The organism is Agromyces sp. GL_144, assembly GCF_057834305.1.
This window is the reverse complement of record NZ_CM174399.1, coordinates 4,022,902-4,040,101: the sequence shown is the minus strand read 5'-3', so window position 1 is coordinate 4,040,101 and position 17,200 is coordinate 4,022,902. Positions and strand designations below refer to the sequence as shown.

At 72.3% G+C, this 17,200-nt stretch carries 18 protein-coding genes and 1 pseudogene; 11 read left to right on the top strand and 8 right to left on the bottom strand.

The features are described 5' to 3' along the window. Window positions 1–19: 19 nt before the first annotated feature. Window positions 20–856: an SDR family oxidoreductase gene (locus tag AC3IPY_RS18580; protein WP_489185760.1), complete on the top strand. Its 837-nt coding sequence runs from the start codon at window positions 20–22 to the stop codon at window positions 854–856. Between the two features lie 32 nt (window positions 857–888). Here the strand turns inward: AC3IPY_RS18580 and AC3IPY_RS18575 are convergent, their stop codons facing one another. The 3 genes from AC3IPY_RS18575 to AC3IPY_RS18565 all read right to left on the bottom strand — a co-directional run bounded on the left by AC3IPY_RS18575 (window position 889) and on the right by AC3IPY_RS18565 (window position 4,026). After that, entirely contained in the window at window positions 889–2,538 is a 1,650-nt protein-coding gene (locus AC3IPY_RS18575) for a hypothetical protein (protein ID WP_489185759.1), read from the bottom strand. Between the two features lie 9 nt (window positions 2,539–2,547). Beyond that, a complete protein-coding gene (locus AC3IPY_RS18570; protein WP_489185758.1) occupies window positions 2,548–3,384 on the bottom strand; it encodes an exodeoxyribonuclease III in 837 nt (278 codons plus the stop codon). 135 nt (window positions 3,385–3,519) lie between these two features. Beyond that, on the bottom strand, window positions 3,520–4,026 hold the full coding sequence (locus tag AC3IPY_RS18565) for a DUF6328 family protein (RefSeq protein ID WP_489185757.1): 507 nt from the start codon (window positions 4,024–4,026) through the stop codon (window positions 3,520–3,522). Window positions 4,027–4,155: 129 nt separating this feature from the next. Between AC3IPY_RS18565 and cofE the strand changes: the two genes are divergently transcribed. The 6 genes from cofE (at window position 4,156) to fgd (ending at window position 9,060) form a co-directional block, all read left to right on the top strand. Beyond that, window positions 4,156–4,935 (top strand): coenzyme F420-0:L-glutamate ligase, encoded by a 780-nt coding sequence (gene cofE / locus AC3IPY_RS18560; protein WP_489185756.1) that lies wholly within the window; start codon window positions 4,156–4,158, stop codon window positions 4,933–4,935. 96 nt (window positions 4,936–5,031) lie between these two features. After that, window positions 5,032–5,790, top strand: a complete 759-nt coding sequence (locus AC3IPY_RS18555; RefSeq protein WP_489185755.1) for a GntR family transcriptional regulator — start codon at window positions 5,032–5,034, stop codon at window positions 5,788–5,790. A gap of 225 nt (window positions 5,791–6,015) precedes the next feature. Next, window positions 6,016–7,044, top strand: coding sequence for a TIGR03557 family F420-dependent LLM class oxidoreductase (locus tag AC3IPY_RS18550; RefSeq protein WP_489185754.1), 1,029 nt, complete (start codon window positions 6,016–6,018; stop codon window positions 7,042–7,044). Then, window positions 7,041–7,169: a hypothetical protein gene (locus tag AC3IPY_RS18545; protein ID WP_489185753.1), complete on the top strand. Its 129-nt coding sequence runs from the start codon at window positions 7,041–7,043 to the stop codon at window positions 7,167–7,169. Before AC3IPY_RS18550 ends, AC3IPY_RS18545 begins: the two co-directional genes overlap by 4 nt. Then, window positions 7,163–8,029: a CofC family guanylyltransferase gene (locus AC3IPY_RS18540; RefSeq protein WP_489185752.1), complete on the top strand. Its 867-nt coding sequence runs from the start codon at window positions 7,163–7,165 to the stop codon at window positions 8,027–8,029. Before AC3IPY_RS18545 ends, AC3IPY_RS18540 begins: the two co-directional genes overlap by 7 nt. Continuing rightward, on the top strand, window positions 8,026–9,060 hold the full coding sequence (gene fgd, locus AC3IPY_RS18535; RefSeq protein WP_489185751.1) for a glucose-6-phosphate dehydrogenase (coenzyme-F420): 1,035 nt from the start codon (window positions 8,026–8,028) through the stop codon (window positions 9,058–9,060). The genes AC3IPY_RS18540 and fgd overlap by 4 nt, the downstream gene beginning before the upstream one ends. 146 nt (window positions 9,061–9,206) lie before the next feature. Here the strand turns inward: fgd and AC3IPY_RS18530 are convergent, their stop codons facing one another. After that, entirely contained in the window at window positions 9,207–9,983 is a 777-nt protein-coding gene (locus tag AC3IPY_RS18530; RefSeq protein ID WP_489185750.1) for a hypothetical protein, read from the bottom strand. Here AC3IPY_RS18530 and AC3IPY_RS18525 point away from each other — a divergent pair. After that, window positions 9,926–10,333: pseudogene (locus AC3IPY_RS18525) on the top strand (NAD(P)-binding domain-containing protein); the annotation flags it as partial. The gene AC3IPY_RS18530 and the pseudogene AC3IPY_RS18525 sit on opposite strands and share 58 nt — an antisense overlap. A gap of 98 nt (window positions 10,334–10,431) precedes the next feature. Here AC3IPY_RS18525 and AC3IPY_RS18520 read toward each other — a convergent pair. From AC3IPY_RS18520 to AC3IPY_RS18505, 4 genes are all read right to left on the bottom strand, one after another. Continuing rightward, on the bottom strand, window positions 10,432–11,391 hold the full coding sequence (locus AC3IPY_RS18520) for a putative F420-0 ABC transporter ATP-binding protein (protein WP_489185749.1): 960 nt from the start codon (window positions 11,389–11,391) through the stop codon (window positions 10,432–10,434). Then, window positions 11,388–12,368 carry a putative F420-0 ABC transporter permease subunit gene (locus AC3IPY_RS18515; RefSeq protein WP_489185748.1) on the bottom strand — a complete coding sequence of 327 codons (981 nt, stop codon included), beginning with the start codon at window positions 12,366–12,368 and terminating at the stop codon, window positions 11,388–11,390. Before AC3IPY_RS18515 ends, AC3IPY_RS18520 begins: the two co-directional genes overlap by 4 nt. Window positions 12,369–12,616: 248 nt before the next feature. Beyond that, complete coding sequence (locus tag AC3IPY_RS18510) at window positions 12,617–13,702, bottom strand: putative F420-0 ABC transporter substrate-binding protein (RefSeq protein ID WP_489185747.1); 1,086 nt, start codon at window positions 13,700–13,702, stop codon at window positions 12,617–12,619. A gap of 130 nt (window positions 13,703–13,832) precedes the next feature. Then, entirely contained in the window at window positions 13,833–14,459 is a 627-nt protein-coding gene (locus AC3IPY_RS18505) for an amino acid deaminase (RefSeq protein WP_489185746.1), read from the bottom strand. Window positions 14,460–14,603: 144 nt separating this feature from the next. Here AC3IPY_RS18505 and AC3IPY_RS18500 point away from each other — a divergent pair, with 144 nt between their 5' ends. From AC3IPY_RS18500 to phnC, 3 genes are read left to right on the top strand one after another with little or no spacing between them, the layout of a single operon-like run. Next, window positions 14,604–15,335 carry an HAD family hydrolase gene (locus AC3IPY_RS18500; protein WP_489185745.1) on the top strand — a complete coding sequence of 244 codons (732 nt, stop codon included), beginning with the start codon at window positions 14,604–14,606 and terminating at the stop codon, window positions 15,333–15,335. A gap of 2 nt (window positions 15,336–15,337) precedes the next feature. Then, entirely contained in the window at window positions 15,338–16,348 is a 1,011-nt protein-coding gene (phnD, locus tag AC3IPY_RS18495; RefSeq protein ID WP_489185744.1) for a phosphate/phosphite/phosphonate ABC transporter substrate-binding protein, read from the top strand. Window positions 16,349–16,374: 26 nt separating this feature from the next. Continuing rightward, window positions 16,375–17,199 (top strand): phosphonate ABC transporter ATP-binding protein, encoded by an 825-nt coding sequence (phnC, locus tag AC3IPY_RS18490; protein WP_489185743.1) that lies wholly within the window; start codon window positions 16,375–16,377, stop codon window positions 17,197–17,199. Window position 17,200 lies beyond the last annotated feature (1 nt).

The following is a 17,200-nucleotide window of genomic DNA, read 5'->3' as shown; positions in this document are numbered from 1 at the left end:
CGTGCGGGAGAATGGACGGATGACGAGAACGGTGCGCGGCGCGAACCTGCTGATCACGGGTGCCGCGGGCGGCATGGGCCGCATGTACGCGCAACGCGCGGTGGCCGAGCACGCGGCATCCGTCACCCTGTGGGACCGCGAAGCGACCGCCCTCGCGCGCACCGCCGACGAGCTCGGCGCTGTCGCGAAGGGGCGCACGCGCATCCACTCCTACGTCGTCGACCTCGCCGACCTGGGCTCGATCGCCAAGCACGCGCAGAAGGTGCGCCGCGAGGTCGGCAACCCCGACGTGCTGATCAACAACGCCGGCATCGTGCGCGGCAACCGCTACTTCTGGCAGACCGACAACGGCGAAGACACCCGCCCGACGATGCAGGTCAACGCGCTCGCGCCCATGTACGTGGCGCGCGAGTTCCTGCCGGGCATGATCTCGAACGCCTACCGGCCGGCGCGCATCGTGAACATCGCCTCGGCGGCGGGCACGCTCGCGAACCCGCGCATGGCGACGTACGCGGCGTCGAAGGCGGCGCTCATCGGCTGGAGCGACTCGCTGCGCCTCGAGCTCGGGCAGGCCGACCACGGCAACGTGAAGGTCACGACCGTCACGCCGAGCTACATCTCGACGGGCATGTTCGCCGGGGCGCGCGGGCCGCTGCTCGCACCGATCCTCGAGCCCGAGTTCGTCGTCGACCGGGTCTGGCGCGCCATGCTGGCCGGAAAGCCGCTGCTCGAGCTGCCGTGGAGCGTCGGGCTCTCGCGGGCGCTTCGCGGCATCCTGCCGACGCGCGTGTTCGACCGCCTCATCGGCGACGGCTTCGGCGTCTACCGGTCGATGGAGCGGTTCACCGGGCGCTGATCGTCACCGGCACCGCGTCGCGCCCACCGGCATCACTGGTACGACACGAGGTCGGGCACGGGGTCGATCTCGGTCATGGTCTGCTTGGGCGTGAGCATCGGAGCGTCTTCGTCGATGAAGTTCTTCCAGCCCCAGGCGGCGTCGAGCGTCGGATCGTAGAGGGCGCGCCAGGTCGCCTGCTTCGCCGGCTGCGTGCCGTTGCCGTCGATGTGGAAGAGCACCGAGACCTCTGGCCGGTCGAGTCGGATGCGGTCGCGGTGCAGGATCATGTCGCCGCGGAACTGGTGCAGCACGAGCAGCTTGGGCGGCAGGTCGTGTTCGTCGCAGATCGCGGCGAGCTCGTCGATGACCTCGTCGACCTCGCTCGCGTCGACCTGTCCGATGTCGACGAGGTGGTGCTGGTTCGCATCGAGCCGCCATTCGGGGTCGAGTGCGAGTCCGACCCACGGGTACGCGAGCAGCGAGCGGTACTCGTCGAGCTGCGCCGCGAAGGTGTCGCGCCCGGGCTGCAGGTCGAGCACGACGTACTGCCCGGCCTCGCCCGCGGCCTCGATCCAGGGCAGCAGGTCGGCGGCGTCGGGCTCGCTCGAGTAGTCGCCGTCGGGCGTGGGCGTGCCGGAGGCGAGCGTCGTGATGATCTCGAGCGTGGGCATGACCGTGCGGTCGGTGAGGTCGTCGTACGTGGCCGCGAGCTTCGCCGCGCGGTCGATGCTCTTCGCCATCGGCTGTTCGCCCAGGATGCCGAGCGACGGCGAATCGGGCTTGCCGTACTCGGCCACGAGCAGGTGCTCGGGAAAGAGCACCTGGCCGCCGCCGGGCAGCTGCACACCGGTGCGGGCCGTGCGCACCTGCCAGTCGAGGGCCGCGGATGCCGCGAGCCCGGCGCCGATCGCGATCGCCGGCGCTCCGTCGGCCGCATGGAGCGCCTCGACCGCCTCGGCGGAGCGCTGCGGGTTCGGATCGGCCGCGGGCAGCAGCTGGATCGTCGCGCCCGACGCCCTGGCGGTCGCCGTCGGTGCGGCATCGAGGTCGCCGGCGTCGTCGGTGACGAGCACGATGGCCGGCGACGGGTCGTGCGCGAGGTCGAGGTCGGCTTCCTCGAGCGCGGTCGCGGCGTCGGATGCCGCGTCGGGGCCCTCGACCCGGACGACCTCGCGGTCGCCGAACTCCACCTCTTCGTCGCCGTCGACCTCGATCCAGACGACATGCGTGACGCCCAGCCGGTCGAGTTCGGCGCCGAACGGGTCGGATGCCGCGGCGCTCGCGCTCGCGCCCGCAGCTGCGGTCACGGTTGCGGTCGTTGACGACGAAGCCGAAGCCGAAGCCGAAGCCGTCGCCGACCCGCTCGCCTCCGGCGCGGTCTGGTCGGCATCGCCGCTCGGCGCGACCAGTTGCGGCACGCCGAGCTCGACCGCGATCTCCGAACCCTCGGTGATGAGATCGACGATGGCGGGACTGATGACGACGACGGGCGACGAGGCGAAGAGCGCCGAGCTCGCGGCGATGGACGCGGCCGAGGGATCCGCCTCGTCGATGACGGTGAGCGGTGCCTCGGGCGCGCGCACCTCGACCCGGACCGTTGCCGGGGGCTCTGGGGCGGGCTCGGGCACGCACGCCGTGAGCGCGAGCGCGGCGGCGACGGCGATCGCCGCCGTGGTGGTGCCGGCTCTGCGGCGGTTCATGGCGACCCGCTAGAAGATCATGGGGCGATCGTCGTCGTCGCCCCCGAGATCGAGGTCGACGAGCACGGGCACGTGGTCGCTCGGGGCCGTGCCCTTGCGCTCGTTGCGGTGGATCGAGGCACCGGTCACGGCGTCGGCGAAGGCCGCCGACCCGAGGATGAAGTCGATGCGCAGGCCCTCGTTGCGCGGGAAGCGCAGCTGCTTGTAGTCCCAGTAGGTGAAGCCCTCTGGCACGAGCGGGCGCACGACGTCGGTGACGCCGGCGGCCTCGAAGCCGAAGAACGCCTCGCGCTCGGCGGGCGAGACATGCGTGGTGACGCCCTCGATGACCGTTGGGTCGTTGTTGTCGTGGTCGAACGGCACGATGTTGAAGTCGCCCATGAGCGCGAACGGCCGGCCGGGGTGGGCCGAGGTCTCGGCGCGCGTGTACTCGGTGAGCGCGGCGAGCCAGTCGAGCTTGTAGACGTAGTGCGGGTCGTCGAGCGAGCGGCCGTTGGGCACGTAGAGGCTCCAGAGCCGCACGCCGTCGACGGTGGCCCCGAGCGCCCGCGCCTCTTTCGGCAGGTCTGGGCCCTCGTGGCCCTTGAGGAACCCGGGCATGCCGGGGAACTCGATCGAGACGTCTTCGATGGGCGAGCGGCTCGCGATGGCCACGCCGTTCCACTGGTTGAGGCCGTGGATCGCGACCTCGTAGCCCGCGGCCTCGAACGCCTCGAGCGGGAACTGCTCGGGCTTGCACTTGATCTCCTGCATGGCCAGCACGTCGACGTCTTCGCGCACCATCCAGTCGACCGTGCGGTCGACGCGGGTGCGGATCGAGTTGACGTTCCAGGTGGCGATGCGCATGGGTTCAAGCCTACGGTCGGCGACCGACACCGATGAACGACGACGGATGCCGCGAGCACGCGCACGAGGCATCCGCTCGGGGGTGCTCGACGGAACGCCCGGAACGCCCGGAACGCCCGCGACTCCCGACCGGGCTCAGGAGGCGGCCCCCTCGTCGCGGTCGGCGGAGGCGCGCAGCCGGGGCAGCACGATCCAGGCGACGAGGACCACGACGGCCCCGACGCCGAGCGCCCACCACCCGGCCTGACGCGAGACGGCCACGTCGAACACGAGCGAGGTCACGCCGACGAGCAGCAGGCCGACCACGGTGAGGTGGGCCACGAGCAGCCGGTTGCCGGTCGTCACGAGCCGCTCCTTGACCTGCCGGCGGAACAGCGCCCGGTGCAGGGTCACGGGCGCGAGACCGATGACGGTCGCCAGCCCGGCGAGCGCGACGAGCACCAGGTAGAGCGTCAGCTGGTAGTCGTCGAGGTGGTCGAACCGCGGCTGGAACGCCACCGCGATGAGGAAGCCGCCGATGAGCTGGGTTCCGGTCAGCGCGACGCGCAACTCCTGCAGGATCTCGTTCCAGTTGCGATCGCTGCGCTGGTTGGCGGTCTCGTTGCGGCCGTCGTCGGGTGCGACGTCGAGGTGGGCGTCCATGCTCGATGGTAGGGCGAGCGGATGCCGCGGGGGCAACCCCTTGCGACGGTCGCCGCCGAGCGGTACCCGCGCCGACTGGCCCCGGCCCCCGTGGAACTGCGAAGATCGTCGGAGGAGATCGGGGGAGCCGTGGCATACAGCGTCGAAGGCATCGAGGGACTGCCGGAGGTCGGCACGGGCGACGACCTCGCGGGCATCATCGTGGGGGCGACCGAGCTGCAGGACGGCGACATCCTCGTGGTGACGTCGAAGATCGTGTCCAAGGCCGAGGGGCGCGTGGTCGCCGCGGCCGATCGCGAGCAGGCGATCGCCGACGAGACCGTGCGCGTCGTCGCGACCCGCGAGTACGAGGGCGGGGTCACGCGCATCGTCGAGAACCGCCAGGGCATCATCGGCGCCGCGGCCGGCGTCGACGCGTCGAACGCGCCCGACGGCACCGTGCTGCTGCTGCCGGTCGACCCCGACGCGTCCGCGCGGGCGCTGGCCACCGGCATCCGCTCCCTCACCGGTCGCAGCATCGGGGTGATCCTCTCCGACACGCTCGGCCGCCCGTGGCGCGAGGGCCAGACCGACATCGCCATCGGCGCGGCCGGCGTGCACGTCTTCGACGACCTCAGGGGCGGGGCGGATGCCTCGGGCAAGCCGCTCGTGGTCACGATGCCGTGCGTGGCCGACGAGATCGCCGCAGCCGCCGAGCTCGTCAAGGGCAAGTCCGCCGGGGTGCCGGTCGCCGTCGTGCGCGGCCTCGGCCGGTACGTGGGCGCCCTCGACCTGCCGGGCGCGCGCAGCATCCAGCGGGCGCCCGACCTCGACCTCTTCCGGGTCGGCGCCGACGAGGCGTACGACAACGGGTACCGCGACGGATTCGACGAGTCGCAGAGCGAGGGCTCGCTGCGGCGCGACTCGTAGGGCGGGCGACCGCGCGAGTCGCCCGGCGACCCCAGTTCGTGAATTCTGGATCCAGAACCGGGTGCCGAGGCGCGTTTTCCGCTACGTTCGGGAGCCATGAGCGCGCAGAACGCAGCCCCCGCCGTCGGTGACGGCGGCGCCGCAGCCCTCCGGCAACTCGCCGGCCGCCACGCGACGGGGTACCGCTCGGTGGGCGTGATGGTCTACGACATCCTCAAGGACGCGATCCTCAGCGGCGCCCTGCTGCCCGGGCAGAAGCTGCGTCAGGAGACGCTCGCCGAACTCATCGGCGTCTCGCGGCTCCCGGTGCGCTCGGCGCTCATCCAGCTCGAGGCCGACGGGCTCGTGGAGTTCCACGATCGGCGCGGCGCGGTCGTCAAGTCCCTCTCCCCCGCGCAGGCGAAGGAGGTCTACGACATCCGCGTGCTGCTCGAGGTCGAGGCGCTCCGGCTCACGATGGCGGGGCTCGACGACGCGCGGGTCGCACGCCTGCGCGACCTCGGCAAGGCCGCCGACCGGCAGCAGGAGGGCGCCGACTTCGTCGACGCGCGCACCGAGTTCTACTTCGAGCTCTACGACGCGGCGAACCGGCCCGTGCTGTGGGAGATGATCGAGCAGCTGCGCCTCAAGGTCGGCCGGCACGTGCTCGGCTGGCGGCTCGTCGGCGACGCCGAGCACAGCCACACGCACGAGCAGCTCATCGAGGCCGTCGCCTCGCGCGACGTCGAACGCGCGGTCGGCGTGCTGCGCGACCACCTCGTCGGCGTGCGCGACGCGGTGCTCGAGCTGCTCGAGGCCGAGTCTGCGGCGGCGGATGCCGCGGGGCCGGCGCCGCGCGTGCGCGCACCGCGCTGACCGGGTCGGTCGGGTAGCCGAGCGTATCGAGGCCTGTGCGGGGCGCTGGTCTGCGTACGGCGCCGGCGCGACACTCGATCAGCGAGCGGACGGCGCCGGCGCGCTCACCCGACGGGCGGACGCCGGCACGAGGCATCCCTTCGACTCTCTTGCATTTTGGATCCAGAATCCGGAATGATGGGCACGGGTCGCCGTGACCGGGCGACCTTCGCGAATTCGGACCCGATGCCCGCGCGGGAGCGGGAGGATGGAGGGGTGTCAGTGCACATCGGATACGCCGCCATGCTCGAGCAGTTCCCGCCCGCCGAGGCGGTGGCGCTCGCCGCGCTCGCCGAGCGGCACGGGTTCACGGGGGTCATGGCGTCCGACCACTTCCAGCCGTGGCTGCCGCAGCAGGGCGAGTCCTCGTTCGTCTGGAGCGTGCTCGCGGCCCTCGGCGAGCGCACGACCGGCGACCTCGGGCCGGGCGTCACGACGCCGACGTTCCGCTGGCACCCGGCCATGGTCGCCCAGGCCAGCGCGACCCTCGCCTCGATGTACCCCGGCCGGCACTGGCTCGGCATCGGCTCGGGCGAGGCGCTCAACGAGCACGTCGTCGGCACCTACTGGCCCGAGGCGCACGAGCGCATCAACCGCATGTTCGAGGCTGTCGACGTGATCAAGAAGCTCTTCACCGCCTCCATCGCAGGGCGCGAGGTGCGCCACGCCGGACCGCACTTCAGGCTCGAGACCACCCGGCTCTGGACCATGCCGCCCGTCGCCCCCGAGATCTACGTCGCCACGCAGGGTCCGGTCACTGCCAAGCGCGCCGGCCGCCAGGTCGACGGCATCATCACGACCGGCGCCGACGACGAGCGCCTGCGGGTGCTGCTCGCGAAGTTCGACGAGGGCGCCCGCGAGGGCGGACGCGACCGGTCCAGGCTGACGCGCGTGCTGCAGCTGCACCTCTCGTGGGCGCCGAGCGACGAAGAGGCGATGGCGAACGCCCTGACCGAGTGGCCCATCGCGGGCATGCGCTTCGCTCGCGGCGACATCCGCTCGCCCTTCGAGTTCGAGCAGCTCGCGCGCTCGGTGCGGCCTGAAGACTTCACGGGCCGGCTCACGGTCTCGAGCGACCCCGACGTGCACCGCGCGCACATCCAGCGCTGCATCGACCTCGGGTTCGATCGCATCTACCTGCACAACGTCGGACGCAACCAGCGCGAGTGGCTCGAGGTCTTCGGGCGCGAGGTGCTGCCGAGGCTCGTGCGATGAGTCGGGTCTTCACCGCATCGGGCGTCGGCGTTGCGCGCCTCGCTGCCCCCGAGCGAGCGGATGCCTCGACCGTCGCCGTGCGGGCCCTGCCCGGCATCGGTCGTTCCGAGGCGGCGAGATGCTGACCTACGACGTCGTGATCCCCGTGAAGCCGCTCGTCGAGGCGAAGTCCAGGCTCGCGCCGTCGGTCGACGAGGCGACCCGGTCCGCACTCGCGAGGGCCTTCGCCCTCGACACGATCGCCGCGGCGCTCGCAGCCGAGCGGGTCGCGCGCGTGATCGTGGTCGGCGACCTCAGCGGCCACGTCGACGAGGTGCCCGACGGCGTCGCCGTCGTCGCGGAGCCCGAGCCCCGTTCGCTCGCCGCCGCCATCCGGCACGGCATCGCCGAGGCGCGCCGCACGTCCGGCGCCGCGTCGGGTGCCCCAGGAGCAGGGCGCGGCGAGGCCGTCGCGGCCCCCGGCGCGCCCGCGGCGCACGGTTCGGATCCGGCGGCCGGGCGCAGCCATCGCGGCATCGCCGTGCTGCTCGGCGACCTGCCCTCGCTCAGCCCCGAATCGCTCGACGCGACGCTCGGCGCCGCGTCGCGGCATCCGCTCGCCTTCATGCCCGACGCCGAGGCGACCGGCACCACGCTCGCGGCGGCCTCGGCGCACACGCGGTTCGAGCCGGCGTTCGGCGCCGACTCGGCGTCGCTGCACCGCACCCTCGGATTCCACGACCTCGCGCACGACGTGCCGCCCGCGCTCGCCGCACCCGTGCGCCGCGACGTCGACACCATCGACGCCCTCGACGCCGCCCTGCAGCTCGGCATCGGTCCGCACACGGCCGAGGCGGTCGCCGCGCTCGCCGAGGGCGCGCTCGACCGTGGCGCATTCGACCGTGGCGGCACCACCCTCAGCACGGGCGGCCGCGCCGAAGACCGCGCCGAACCCGACCACCGGCCTCACCGCCCAGACGACTCCACCAGAAAGGGAGCAGCATGACCCTCACCCTCGGATACAAGGCCAGCGCCGAGCAGTTCGACCCGCGCGAGCTCGTCGAGATCGCCGTCGCCGCCGAATCGCACGGCATGGAGTCGGTCTTCACGAGCGACCACTTCCAGCCGTGGCGTCACACGGGCGGGCACGCGCCGTTCTCGCTCGCCTGGATGGCGGCGGTCGGCGAGCGCACCTCGAGCATCAAGATCGGCACGAGCGTCATGACGCCGACCTTCCGCTACAACCCGGCCGTGCTCGCGCAGGCGTTCGCGTCGCTCGGCGTGCTGTACCCCGGACGTGTCATCGCCGGCTTCGGCTCGGGCGAGGCGCTCAACGAGATCGCCACGGGCTTCCAGGGTGCGGGCGAGCAGAACTGGCCCGAGTTCCGCGAGCGCTACGCGCGCCTGCGCGAGTCGGTGCGGCTCATGCGAGCGCTGTGGAGCGATGAAGACCAGGTCAGCTTCGAGGGCGAGTACTACTCGACCCACGACGCGTCGATCTACGACCGGCCAGAGGGCGGCGTGCCGATCTACATCGCGGCGGGCGGCCCCCAGGTCGCCAAGTACGCCGGGCGCGCGGGCGACGGTTTCATCTGCACCTCTGGCAAGGGCGCCGAGCTCTACGCCGACCAGCTCATGCCGGCGGTCCGCGAGGGCCTCGCGGCCCGCACCGACGGCCGCACCTTCGACGAGTACGACCGCATGATCGAGATCAAGCTCTCGTATGAGGAGACCGAGGAGGCCGCGCTCGACAACACGCGCTTCTGGTCGCCGCTCTCGCTCTCGAAGGAGCAGAAGCACGACATCACCGACCCCGTCGAGATGGAGCGGGCCGCCGACGCGCTGCCCATCGAGACGATCGCCAAGCGCTGGATCGTCGGAACCGACCCCGATACGGTCGTCGAGCAGATCGGCCAGTACATGGACTGGGGCTTCAACCACCTCGTGTTCCACGCGCCCGGGCACGACCAGCGGCGCTTCCTGCAGCTGTTCGAGCGGGACCTCGCGCCGCGGCTGCGCGCCCGCGCGGCGGGCTGAGGGCCGGCGGCGTGTCGGCGCCGATCGCCAGCGGCTCGTGAATCGTGACTCGGCCGGCACCGACGGGGTTCGGCGGCCCGGCACCTGAAGCCGTCCACCGACTCGGGACGCTCCGGTTCGACGACCGGGGCGCCCTGTCGGATGCGTCAGCGGATCTCGGGATGCGCCTGCAGGTACGTGTCGGGGTCGGGGCACGCCGTGCGGATCGCGGTCTCGAGCTCGAACGTCATGTCGAAGAACCGCGGGTCGTCGAAGTACGACGGGAACCAGACGTACCCGGGCCATGTCTCGACCCACACGTCGCGACCGGGCGGCGGGGGCACGTCGACGCCGTTCGCCTCGAGGCAGGGACCGTAGAACGCGACCATGTAGTCGTAGATCCAGCCGAGCTCCGCGTCACTCGGCTGGGAATGCGTGATCTTCACGGGGTGGGCGGCATCGCAGGCGTACGCGGCGACGGCCTCCGCCTCGGTGCTGGTCGACCACCCGATCGACGGCGGGTCGTCGGGGTTCAGGGAGTGTCCTTCGTCGATCGCGACCCCGGCCGCCTCGAGGCATTCGCGCAACGGCGCCTTGCGCTCCTCGTCGGAGAGGTAGCCCGCGAACGGGTCGGCCGGCCGCACCGCATCGGGGTAGGTCGCGAGCACGCCCTGCCACATCTGGTCGGCGGTCTCGACCCGCTTCGCCTCCGCCTCCGCGTCGCTGAGCGGAGGATCCTGCTCGGGGTACGGCGCGAGCTCGGGCATGTCGATCGTGACGATCGAGGCGGCCAGCTCGGCCGGTGTCGTGGGCGTCGGCGGCGGGGTCGAGGCCGCAGGTTCGCCGGCCGTCGAAGGCGCCGCGCATGAGGTCAGGAGGCTGAGGGATGCCGCGGCGAGGGCGAGGCATCCGGCGACGCCGAGGCGTCGATCGGATCGGGTCACCCGTCCGATGGTGGCAGAGGCGCCGGGCCGGGACAAGGGTTCGGGGCCTCTCGCGTGCGCGGCGTAGCGTGGAGTCTGCGAGGCAGCGCGACGACGACGTCGGAGGAGGAGCCATGGCCGCCATCGGATGGATCGGACTCGGGCACATGGGCGGGGCCATGTCGGCCCACCTGGTCGCGGCAGGGCACGAGGTGCGCGGATTCGACCTCGACGGAACGGCTCGCCTGCTCGCGGCCGAGCGGGGCGTGCGCGTGTGCGTGTGCCTCGCCGAGGCCGTCGCGGGCGTCGACGCCGTCTTCACCTCGCTGCCGCGCAACGAGCACGTGCGCGAGGTCTGCGCGGCGGCCGGGGGCGTCTGGGCCACGGCCCCGGCGGGCGCGCTGCTGCTCGACACCGCGACGGTCCGTGCTCGTGGCCGAGATGTCGGAGGATTCGTGCGGCAGCTCGTCTACGGCCTGGGAGCGCTCGGATCCTCCGACATTCCGTCGGCCCACCCCTCCGACGATCCGTCGGTCAGCGAGGTGAACGCGATCACGGCGCGGCCGGTGACGGGATGCTCGAGCACCTCGGCCTCCACGCCCCAGACCGCGGCGATGCGCTCGGGCGTGAGCACCGAGAGCGGGCTTCCGGATGCCGCGACCCGCCCTTCGGCGAGCACCACCACGTGGTCGGCGAACGCCGCCGCGAGGTTGAGGTCGTGCAGTGCCGCGAGCACGGTGAGGCCGCGATCCGCACCCGCCGCCGCGAGCCGCCGGAGCAGCGCGAGCGTGCCGAGCTGTGCTCGCACGTCGAGGTGGTTGGTCGGTTCGTCGAGCAGGAGCAGTTCCGGCTGCTGGGCGAGCGAACGGGCGAGGTTCACGCGCTGGCGCTCGCCGCCCGAGAGCGTCGCGTAGCCGCGGTCCGCGAACGCCGCGAGCTCGGTGTCGGCGAGGCAGCGGTCGACGATCGCACGGTCGTCGTCGCTCTGGGCGCCCCAGAAGCCGAGGTGCGGCGTGCGTCCGAGCTCCACGACCTCGCGCACGGTGAGGTTGGGGGCATCGCGCACCTCCTGTTCGGCGATGGCGATGCGGCGGGCGCGGTCGCGACGGCTGCCCGAGCCCAGGTCGCGACCGCCGAGCGCGACCCCGCCGGCATCCGCTCGCTCGAGGCCGGCGATGAGGTGCAGCAGCGTCGACTTGCCTGCGCCGTTCGGGCCGAGCAGCGCGCTCACCGACCCCGCGGGCGCCGTGATGTCGACGCCGTCGACGACGAGGCGGCCGGCGCGCGTGAAGCCCAGGCGCGAGGTCTCGAGGCCGGCGTCCCGGCCGGGACGGGCAGCGGATGCCGCGTGCCCGGCGCCCGACCTCGGGTCGGCCACGACCGGCTCGGCGTCGATCCGGGTGCCGTCCACGCCGGCCCCGCGGATCATGAGATGCTCCGCGACCGCATGAGCAGCACGGCGAAGACCGGTCCGCCGATGAGGGCGGTGAGGATGCCGACGGGCAGTTCGCGCGGATCGAACAGGGTGCGCGCCCCGGTGTCAGCCCAGACGAGGAAGAGCGCTCCGGCGAGGGCCGAGAGCGGCAGCAGTGCTCGATGCCGCGCGCCGACGAGCAGGCGCACGGCGTGCGGCAGGATCAGGCCGACGAAGCCGATCGACCCGCTGACCGCGACGAGCGCGCCGGTGAGCAGGGCGGTGCCGGTGAGCAGCAGTGCGCGGCTGCGGCCGACGTCGATGCCGAGAGCGGCGGCCGCGGTGTCGCCGAACGCGAACGCGTCGAGCGTGCGGGCGCTCGCGAGCAGCGGGATGCCGACGACGAGCAGGGCCCCGCCGGCGAGCAGGAACGAGTTCCAGTCGGTGCCGGCGAGCGAGCCGAGCAGCCAGTTCAGGATCTCGCGGTAGCTGTCGCCCGTGGCGCTCCAGAAGATGACGAGGCTCGTGACCGCGCCGAAGACGCTCGACACCGCGAGGCCGGCGAGCACCGTGCGCGTCGGCGTCAGCGCACCGGCGGCCCTCGCGAGGCCGAGCGTCGCGGCGAGGGCGGCGAGGGCGCCGGCGAACGCGGCGAGCGGCAGCACGAGCGCCGCCCCGAGCACGATCACGATGACCGCGCCGACCGAGGCACCCGCCGAGAGGCCGAGCAGGTAGGGGTCGGCGAGCGGGTTGCGGGTCAGCGCCTGCATGACCGCGCCGCAGAGGGCGAGCCCGGCGCCGACGGCCGCGGCGGTCAGCACGCGCGGCATGCGCAGCTCCCAGACGATGCCGTCGCGGATGGTCGAGAGCGTCGGCTCGCCGAACCCGAGATGCGCGCCGATGCTCGCGAACACGTCGGAGGGGGCCAGTGATGCCGGGCCGATCGTCACGGCGAGGATGACGGAGCCCACGAGCGCCACGGCGAGCAGCACGCCCCAGGCCGCGGTGCCGAGGGCCTTCGCGCCCGAACGCCGACCCGGCGGTCGAGCAGGCGCGCCGTCCGCCGGTCGAGCAGGCGCTCCGGCGCCGTCCGCCGGTCGAGCAGGCGCGTCGGCACCGTATCGAGACCCCGCATCCGAGGAGGCGTCTGGTCTCGCTGCGCTCGCTACTCGACCGGCGGCACTCGCGCTCGCCACTCGGCCGGCGCCATCCGCGCTCACTGCCCGACCGGCGGTCTTCATCAGAGTCCGAGCGCCGTGAGCTGCTCGACCGTCGAGGCGACCGCGCCGACGTTGCGCACGCCGGCCTCGGTCGACGGGAAGTCGAGCACGACGTAGCGCTGCTCCTGCACGGCGGGCAGGGCGGCGGTCGCCGGGTTCGCCTCGAGCTGGGCGATCTTCTGGTCGGCCGTGTTCCAGGCGGCGTCGACGAGCACGATCACGTCGGGGTTCGCGTCGACGATGGCCTCCCAGCTCATCGACGTCCAGGTGTCGTGCACGTCGGCGGCGATGTTGTCGAGCCCCGCGGCGGCCATGATCATCTGCGGCGCGCCGATGCCGGCTCCGACGTAGGGCGTCTCGTCGCCCGAGCTGTACCAGAGCGCCGTGAGGCCCTCGTCGTTCGGTTCGATCGCGTCGAGATCCGCCTGCTGCTGCGCCACGAGGTCGGCCGCGGCATCCGGGGCCCCGAAGACGTCGCCCGCCTCGGTGAACTCGCGGAAGACCTCGTCGAAGGTGAGCGGATCGGGCATGTACCCGGCGCCCTTGCACGCGGCGGGGGCGACGTAGCTGGCGACGCCGAGCTTCGCGAGGGCGTCGCGCTCGCCCGCGCCCTCGGCCGAGAGGTTGGACTCCCAGCCGGCGAAGACGAGGTCGGGCTCGAGGGCGAGTGTCGCCTCCTGAGAGGGCACCTTGTCGGAGACGACGTCGATTCCGGATGCCGCGTCGGCGAGGTCGTCGGGCAGGGGGCCGTCGCTGAACGCCGAGCCGATCACGCGGTCGGCGAGGCCGAGCGCGAGCATGAGCTCGAGCGTCGAGGACTTGATGGTGAGCACGCGCTCGGGCGCGGACTCGAGGGTGACCTCGGTGCCGCAGTTGTCGATCGTGATCGGGTAGCCGGATGCCGCGGTGCCGGCCTCGGCCGCGGCGTCGGCGTCGTCGGCGCCGGCCGGGGTCGCGCAGCCTGCCAGCAGCACGGCGCCTGCGAGCAGTGCGAGGCCGGCGGCCGAGGAGCGCAGCGTATCGAGACCCCGTCCGGCGGGTCGCGATGCGGCGTCGGCGCGCCTGCTCGACCGACGGGAGAGGGGGTGACGGCGGGAAATGGGCATGGATCCTCCGGGACGGTTCGGTGCGGACTTCGACAGGTGTCGAGGACTCACGGCCCAATCCCGGGCCATCACAACCGATCAGAGCGGATCGGCGGTCGGGTTCATCCTACGACCGATGTGCCGCGACCCGTCACGCCACCGCGTTCCAGCGAAGTCGGGCGGGTGCGGCATCCCATTCCGCGAGCACGGCTTCTGCGGACGTGACCGGGAACGTCGTCACGAGTCGGCCGTGCACCGAGTAGGCGAGGGCCCACGGGCCCTCGCCTCGTTCGCGGGCGAGCGCCATGGTCGATTCCAGCCCGCGGATGTCGCAGCTCCGCGTCGCATGGTCGGCGAGCAGTCTGCTCGCGGCCGTCGTCACCCGGTCGAGCAGCGTGCGCGACTGCGCCCACGGCACGAACGCATCGGCGGGGAGCCCGTATGCTCGCGCGAGCGCGCCGTCCATCCACCGCTCGCGCTTGAGGCCGTACGGCGTCGGGGTCGTCGACAGCAGGTACCCGTAGACGTGCAGCAGGCCGGCGTTGCCGATCGGCCATCGGGCGTCGATTCCCGCGCGCGCGTGCAGCGCGGCGAAGAGCGCCGGCGGCACGACGGCCGTTCCGGCGTGCTCGTCCATGACCGTCGAGCCGGCCCAGGCGCCGAAGCGATCGGCAGCCGCATCCGCGTCGATCGCGGTGCCCAGCCATGGATGCGCGTCGAGGACGGATCCGGGATCGTCCCGTGCCCGGAGTGCCGCCGCGTCCAGCCTCTCGATCATCGGGACCCAGCGTAGAGGGCGCGCGGAGGGCCGGAGTTCACAAGGTGTTTACGTGCGGTGGTCATTACGTCCATACTTATCGGCGAGTATGGACGCAACGTCCGACCGGATCCCGCAGGGTCGCTGCGGGCACGAAGGAGCGCAGTGAACCCCACCATCATCTTCGACTTCGACGGCACGATCGCCCTCGGCGACGGGCCGATCACGGCCTTCGCCCGGGCCATCGCCGATCGCATGGGAGACGATGGATTCGTCGGCCGGGCCGGGGCCGCGCTGTCGGCGTACGAATCCGGTGATGCCGACCACCGCGACGGGTACGGCGCCGTCACCGGCGTCGCCGTCGCCGCGGGAGTCTCGGGCGAGGTGCTCGGCGACGCCTACCTGGCCTCGCGCGCACAGCTCGGAACCGAAAACGCTCCGGTCTCCCCGCCCGAGGAGCTCGCCCCGTTCCTCGAGCGGGTCGGGGCGCATGCCCGCCTGGTGCTCGCGACGAATGCTCCCGGCGACGGCGTCATGGCCCTGCTCGAGTCGTGGGGCATCGCCGGGGCATTCGCCGCCACGCATTTCTCGGTCGGCAAGCCCGACGGTCTCGTGCCCGTGATCCGCGATGCGCTGACCGGTGGCCCGGTGCTCTCCGTCGGCGACATCTTCGAGTTCGACCTCGCACCCGCCGCCGCCCTCGGTGCCGACACCGCGTTGGTCGGCCCGACCTCGTCGCGATCCACCGAGTCGCCCACGATGCGCGGGCGCACCCTCGCCGACCTCTACGGCCGGATCGAGCGCTGGGCCGAAGGCGCGGCATCCGCATCGACCACCACCAGCTCCACCCCCACCACCACCACCGAGAGTCCCGTTCCCACCGAAAGGCACAACTGATCATGCGCAAGAAACTGCTCATCACGGGTATCGCGGCCGTCGCCGCCCTCGCCCTCGCCGGCTGCAGCGGCGGTTCGGAATCCTCCGGCGCCGGCGAAGAGGGCGACTGGCCCGAATCGATCACGCTCTCGCTCGTGCCCTCGGTCGAGGGCGAAGACCTCGCCGAGGCGCTCGACCCGCTGACCGCGTACCTCTCCGAAGGGCTCGGCATCGAGGTCAACGGCGTGGTCGCCACCGATTACTCCGCCACGGTCGAGGCGCTCGGCAGCGATCAGGCGCAGGTCATCATCACCGACGCGGGGTCGCTCTACAACGCCATCGAGCGCTACGACGCGCAGCTCGTGCTCCGCGACGTCCGGTTCGGTGCGACCTCGTACGCATCGGTCGCCTACACGAACAACCCCGACAAGTACTGCGACGACGAGCCCGTCCTGTCGACGTACGCGGCGAGCGACCTCCAGCTCTCGTACTGCAACGGCATCGAGGCGGCCGGTGAGGACGCGACGGGCCAGGGCCCGGCAGGCCTCGACGCGCTGGCGAAGATCGGCGACGGCGCGAAGGTCGCCCTCCAGGCCGCGACCTCCCCGGCCGGGTACCAGTACCCCGTGGTCGCCATGCGCGAAGCGGGCATCGACACCGATGCCGACATCACGCAGATCCCGGTCGAGGGCAACAACAACGCGGTCCTGGCCGTCTACAACGGCGACGCCGAGGTCGGCTTCGCCTACTGGGATGCACGCACCACGGTGGCCGAGGAAGCTCCGGACATCGCCGAGAAGGTCGTCGGATTCGCCTACACCGACATGATCCCGAACGGCGGCGTCGCCGTCTCGAAGTCGCTTCCGGCCGACCTCGTGAGCCAGCTCACGAAGCTCATGGACGACTACGCGGACTCGTCCGAGGCCGCCGCGAGCGTGATGTTCGACCTCGTGGGACTGTCGGACTGGACGAGCGAGACCGCGCCCGAGGAGATCACGCGATACGGCGAGATCCTCTCCGAGTTCGCGAACTGATCGCACGTCGCTGAGAGAGTCTGCGTATGCACACTGATCCGCAGCGCGCGGAGGCCGGGGTTCGTCCCTCGGCCTCCGCGTCGTGGTCCATCCGTCTCGACGACGTGTCCGTGACGTACCCGAACGGCACCCGCGCACTGCAGGGCGTCTCGCTCGACATCGCCGCCGGCGAGATGGTGTCGATCGTCGGGCTCTCGGGTTCGGGCAAGTCGACCCTGATCAGAACCATCAACGGGCTCGTGCCGGTCACCGGCGGCACCGTCACCGTCGGACCGCACACCGTCACCGGGCTCCGCGGGCGCCGGTTGCGTCGCCTGCGCGGTCATGTCGGCATGATCTTCCAGGGCTTCAACCTGGCCGATCGGGCGAACGTCTACCGGAACGTGCTCGTCGGGAGGTTCGCCGACACCCCCACCTATCGCACGCTGCTCGGCATCACCACCGCGCGCGACCGGGAGTTGGCGCTGCGGTCGCTGGACTCGGTCGGCATGCTCGAGAAGGTGTGGGTGCGCGCGGGTCAGCTCTCGGGCGGCCAGAAGCAGCGCGTCGCGATCGCGCGGGCGCTCACGCAAGAACCGAGCCTCATGCTCGCCGACGAACCGGTCGCCAGCCTCGACCCGCCCACGGCGCACGCCGTCATGAACGACCTCCGGCGCGTGAACGCCGAGCAGGGCCTCACCGTGCTCGTCAACATCCACCTCATGGATCTCGCCCGCGCGTACACGACCCGCATGATCGGGCTCCGCGACGGCAGGCTCGTGTACGACGGCTCCGCCGCCGACGCGACCGAGGCCGACTTCGAGCAGATCTACGGTCGGCCCATCCAGCCGAACGACCGGCTGGGGGACTGAG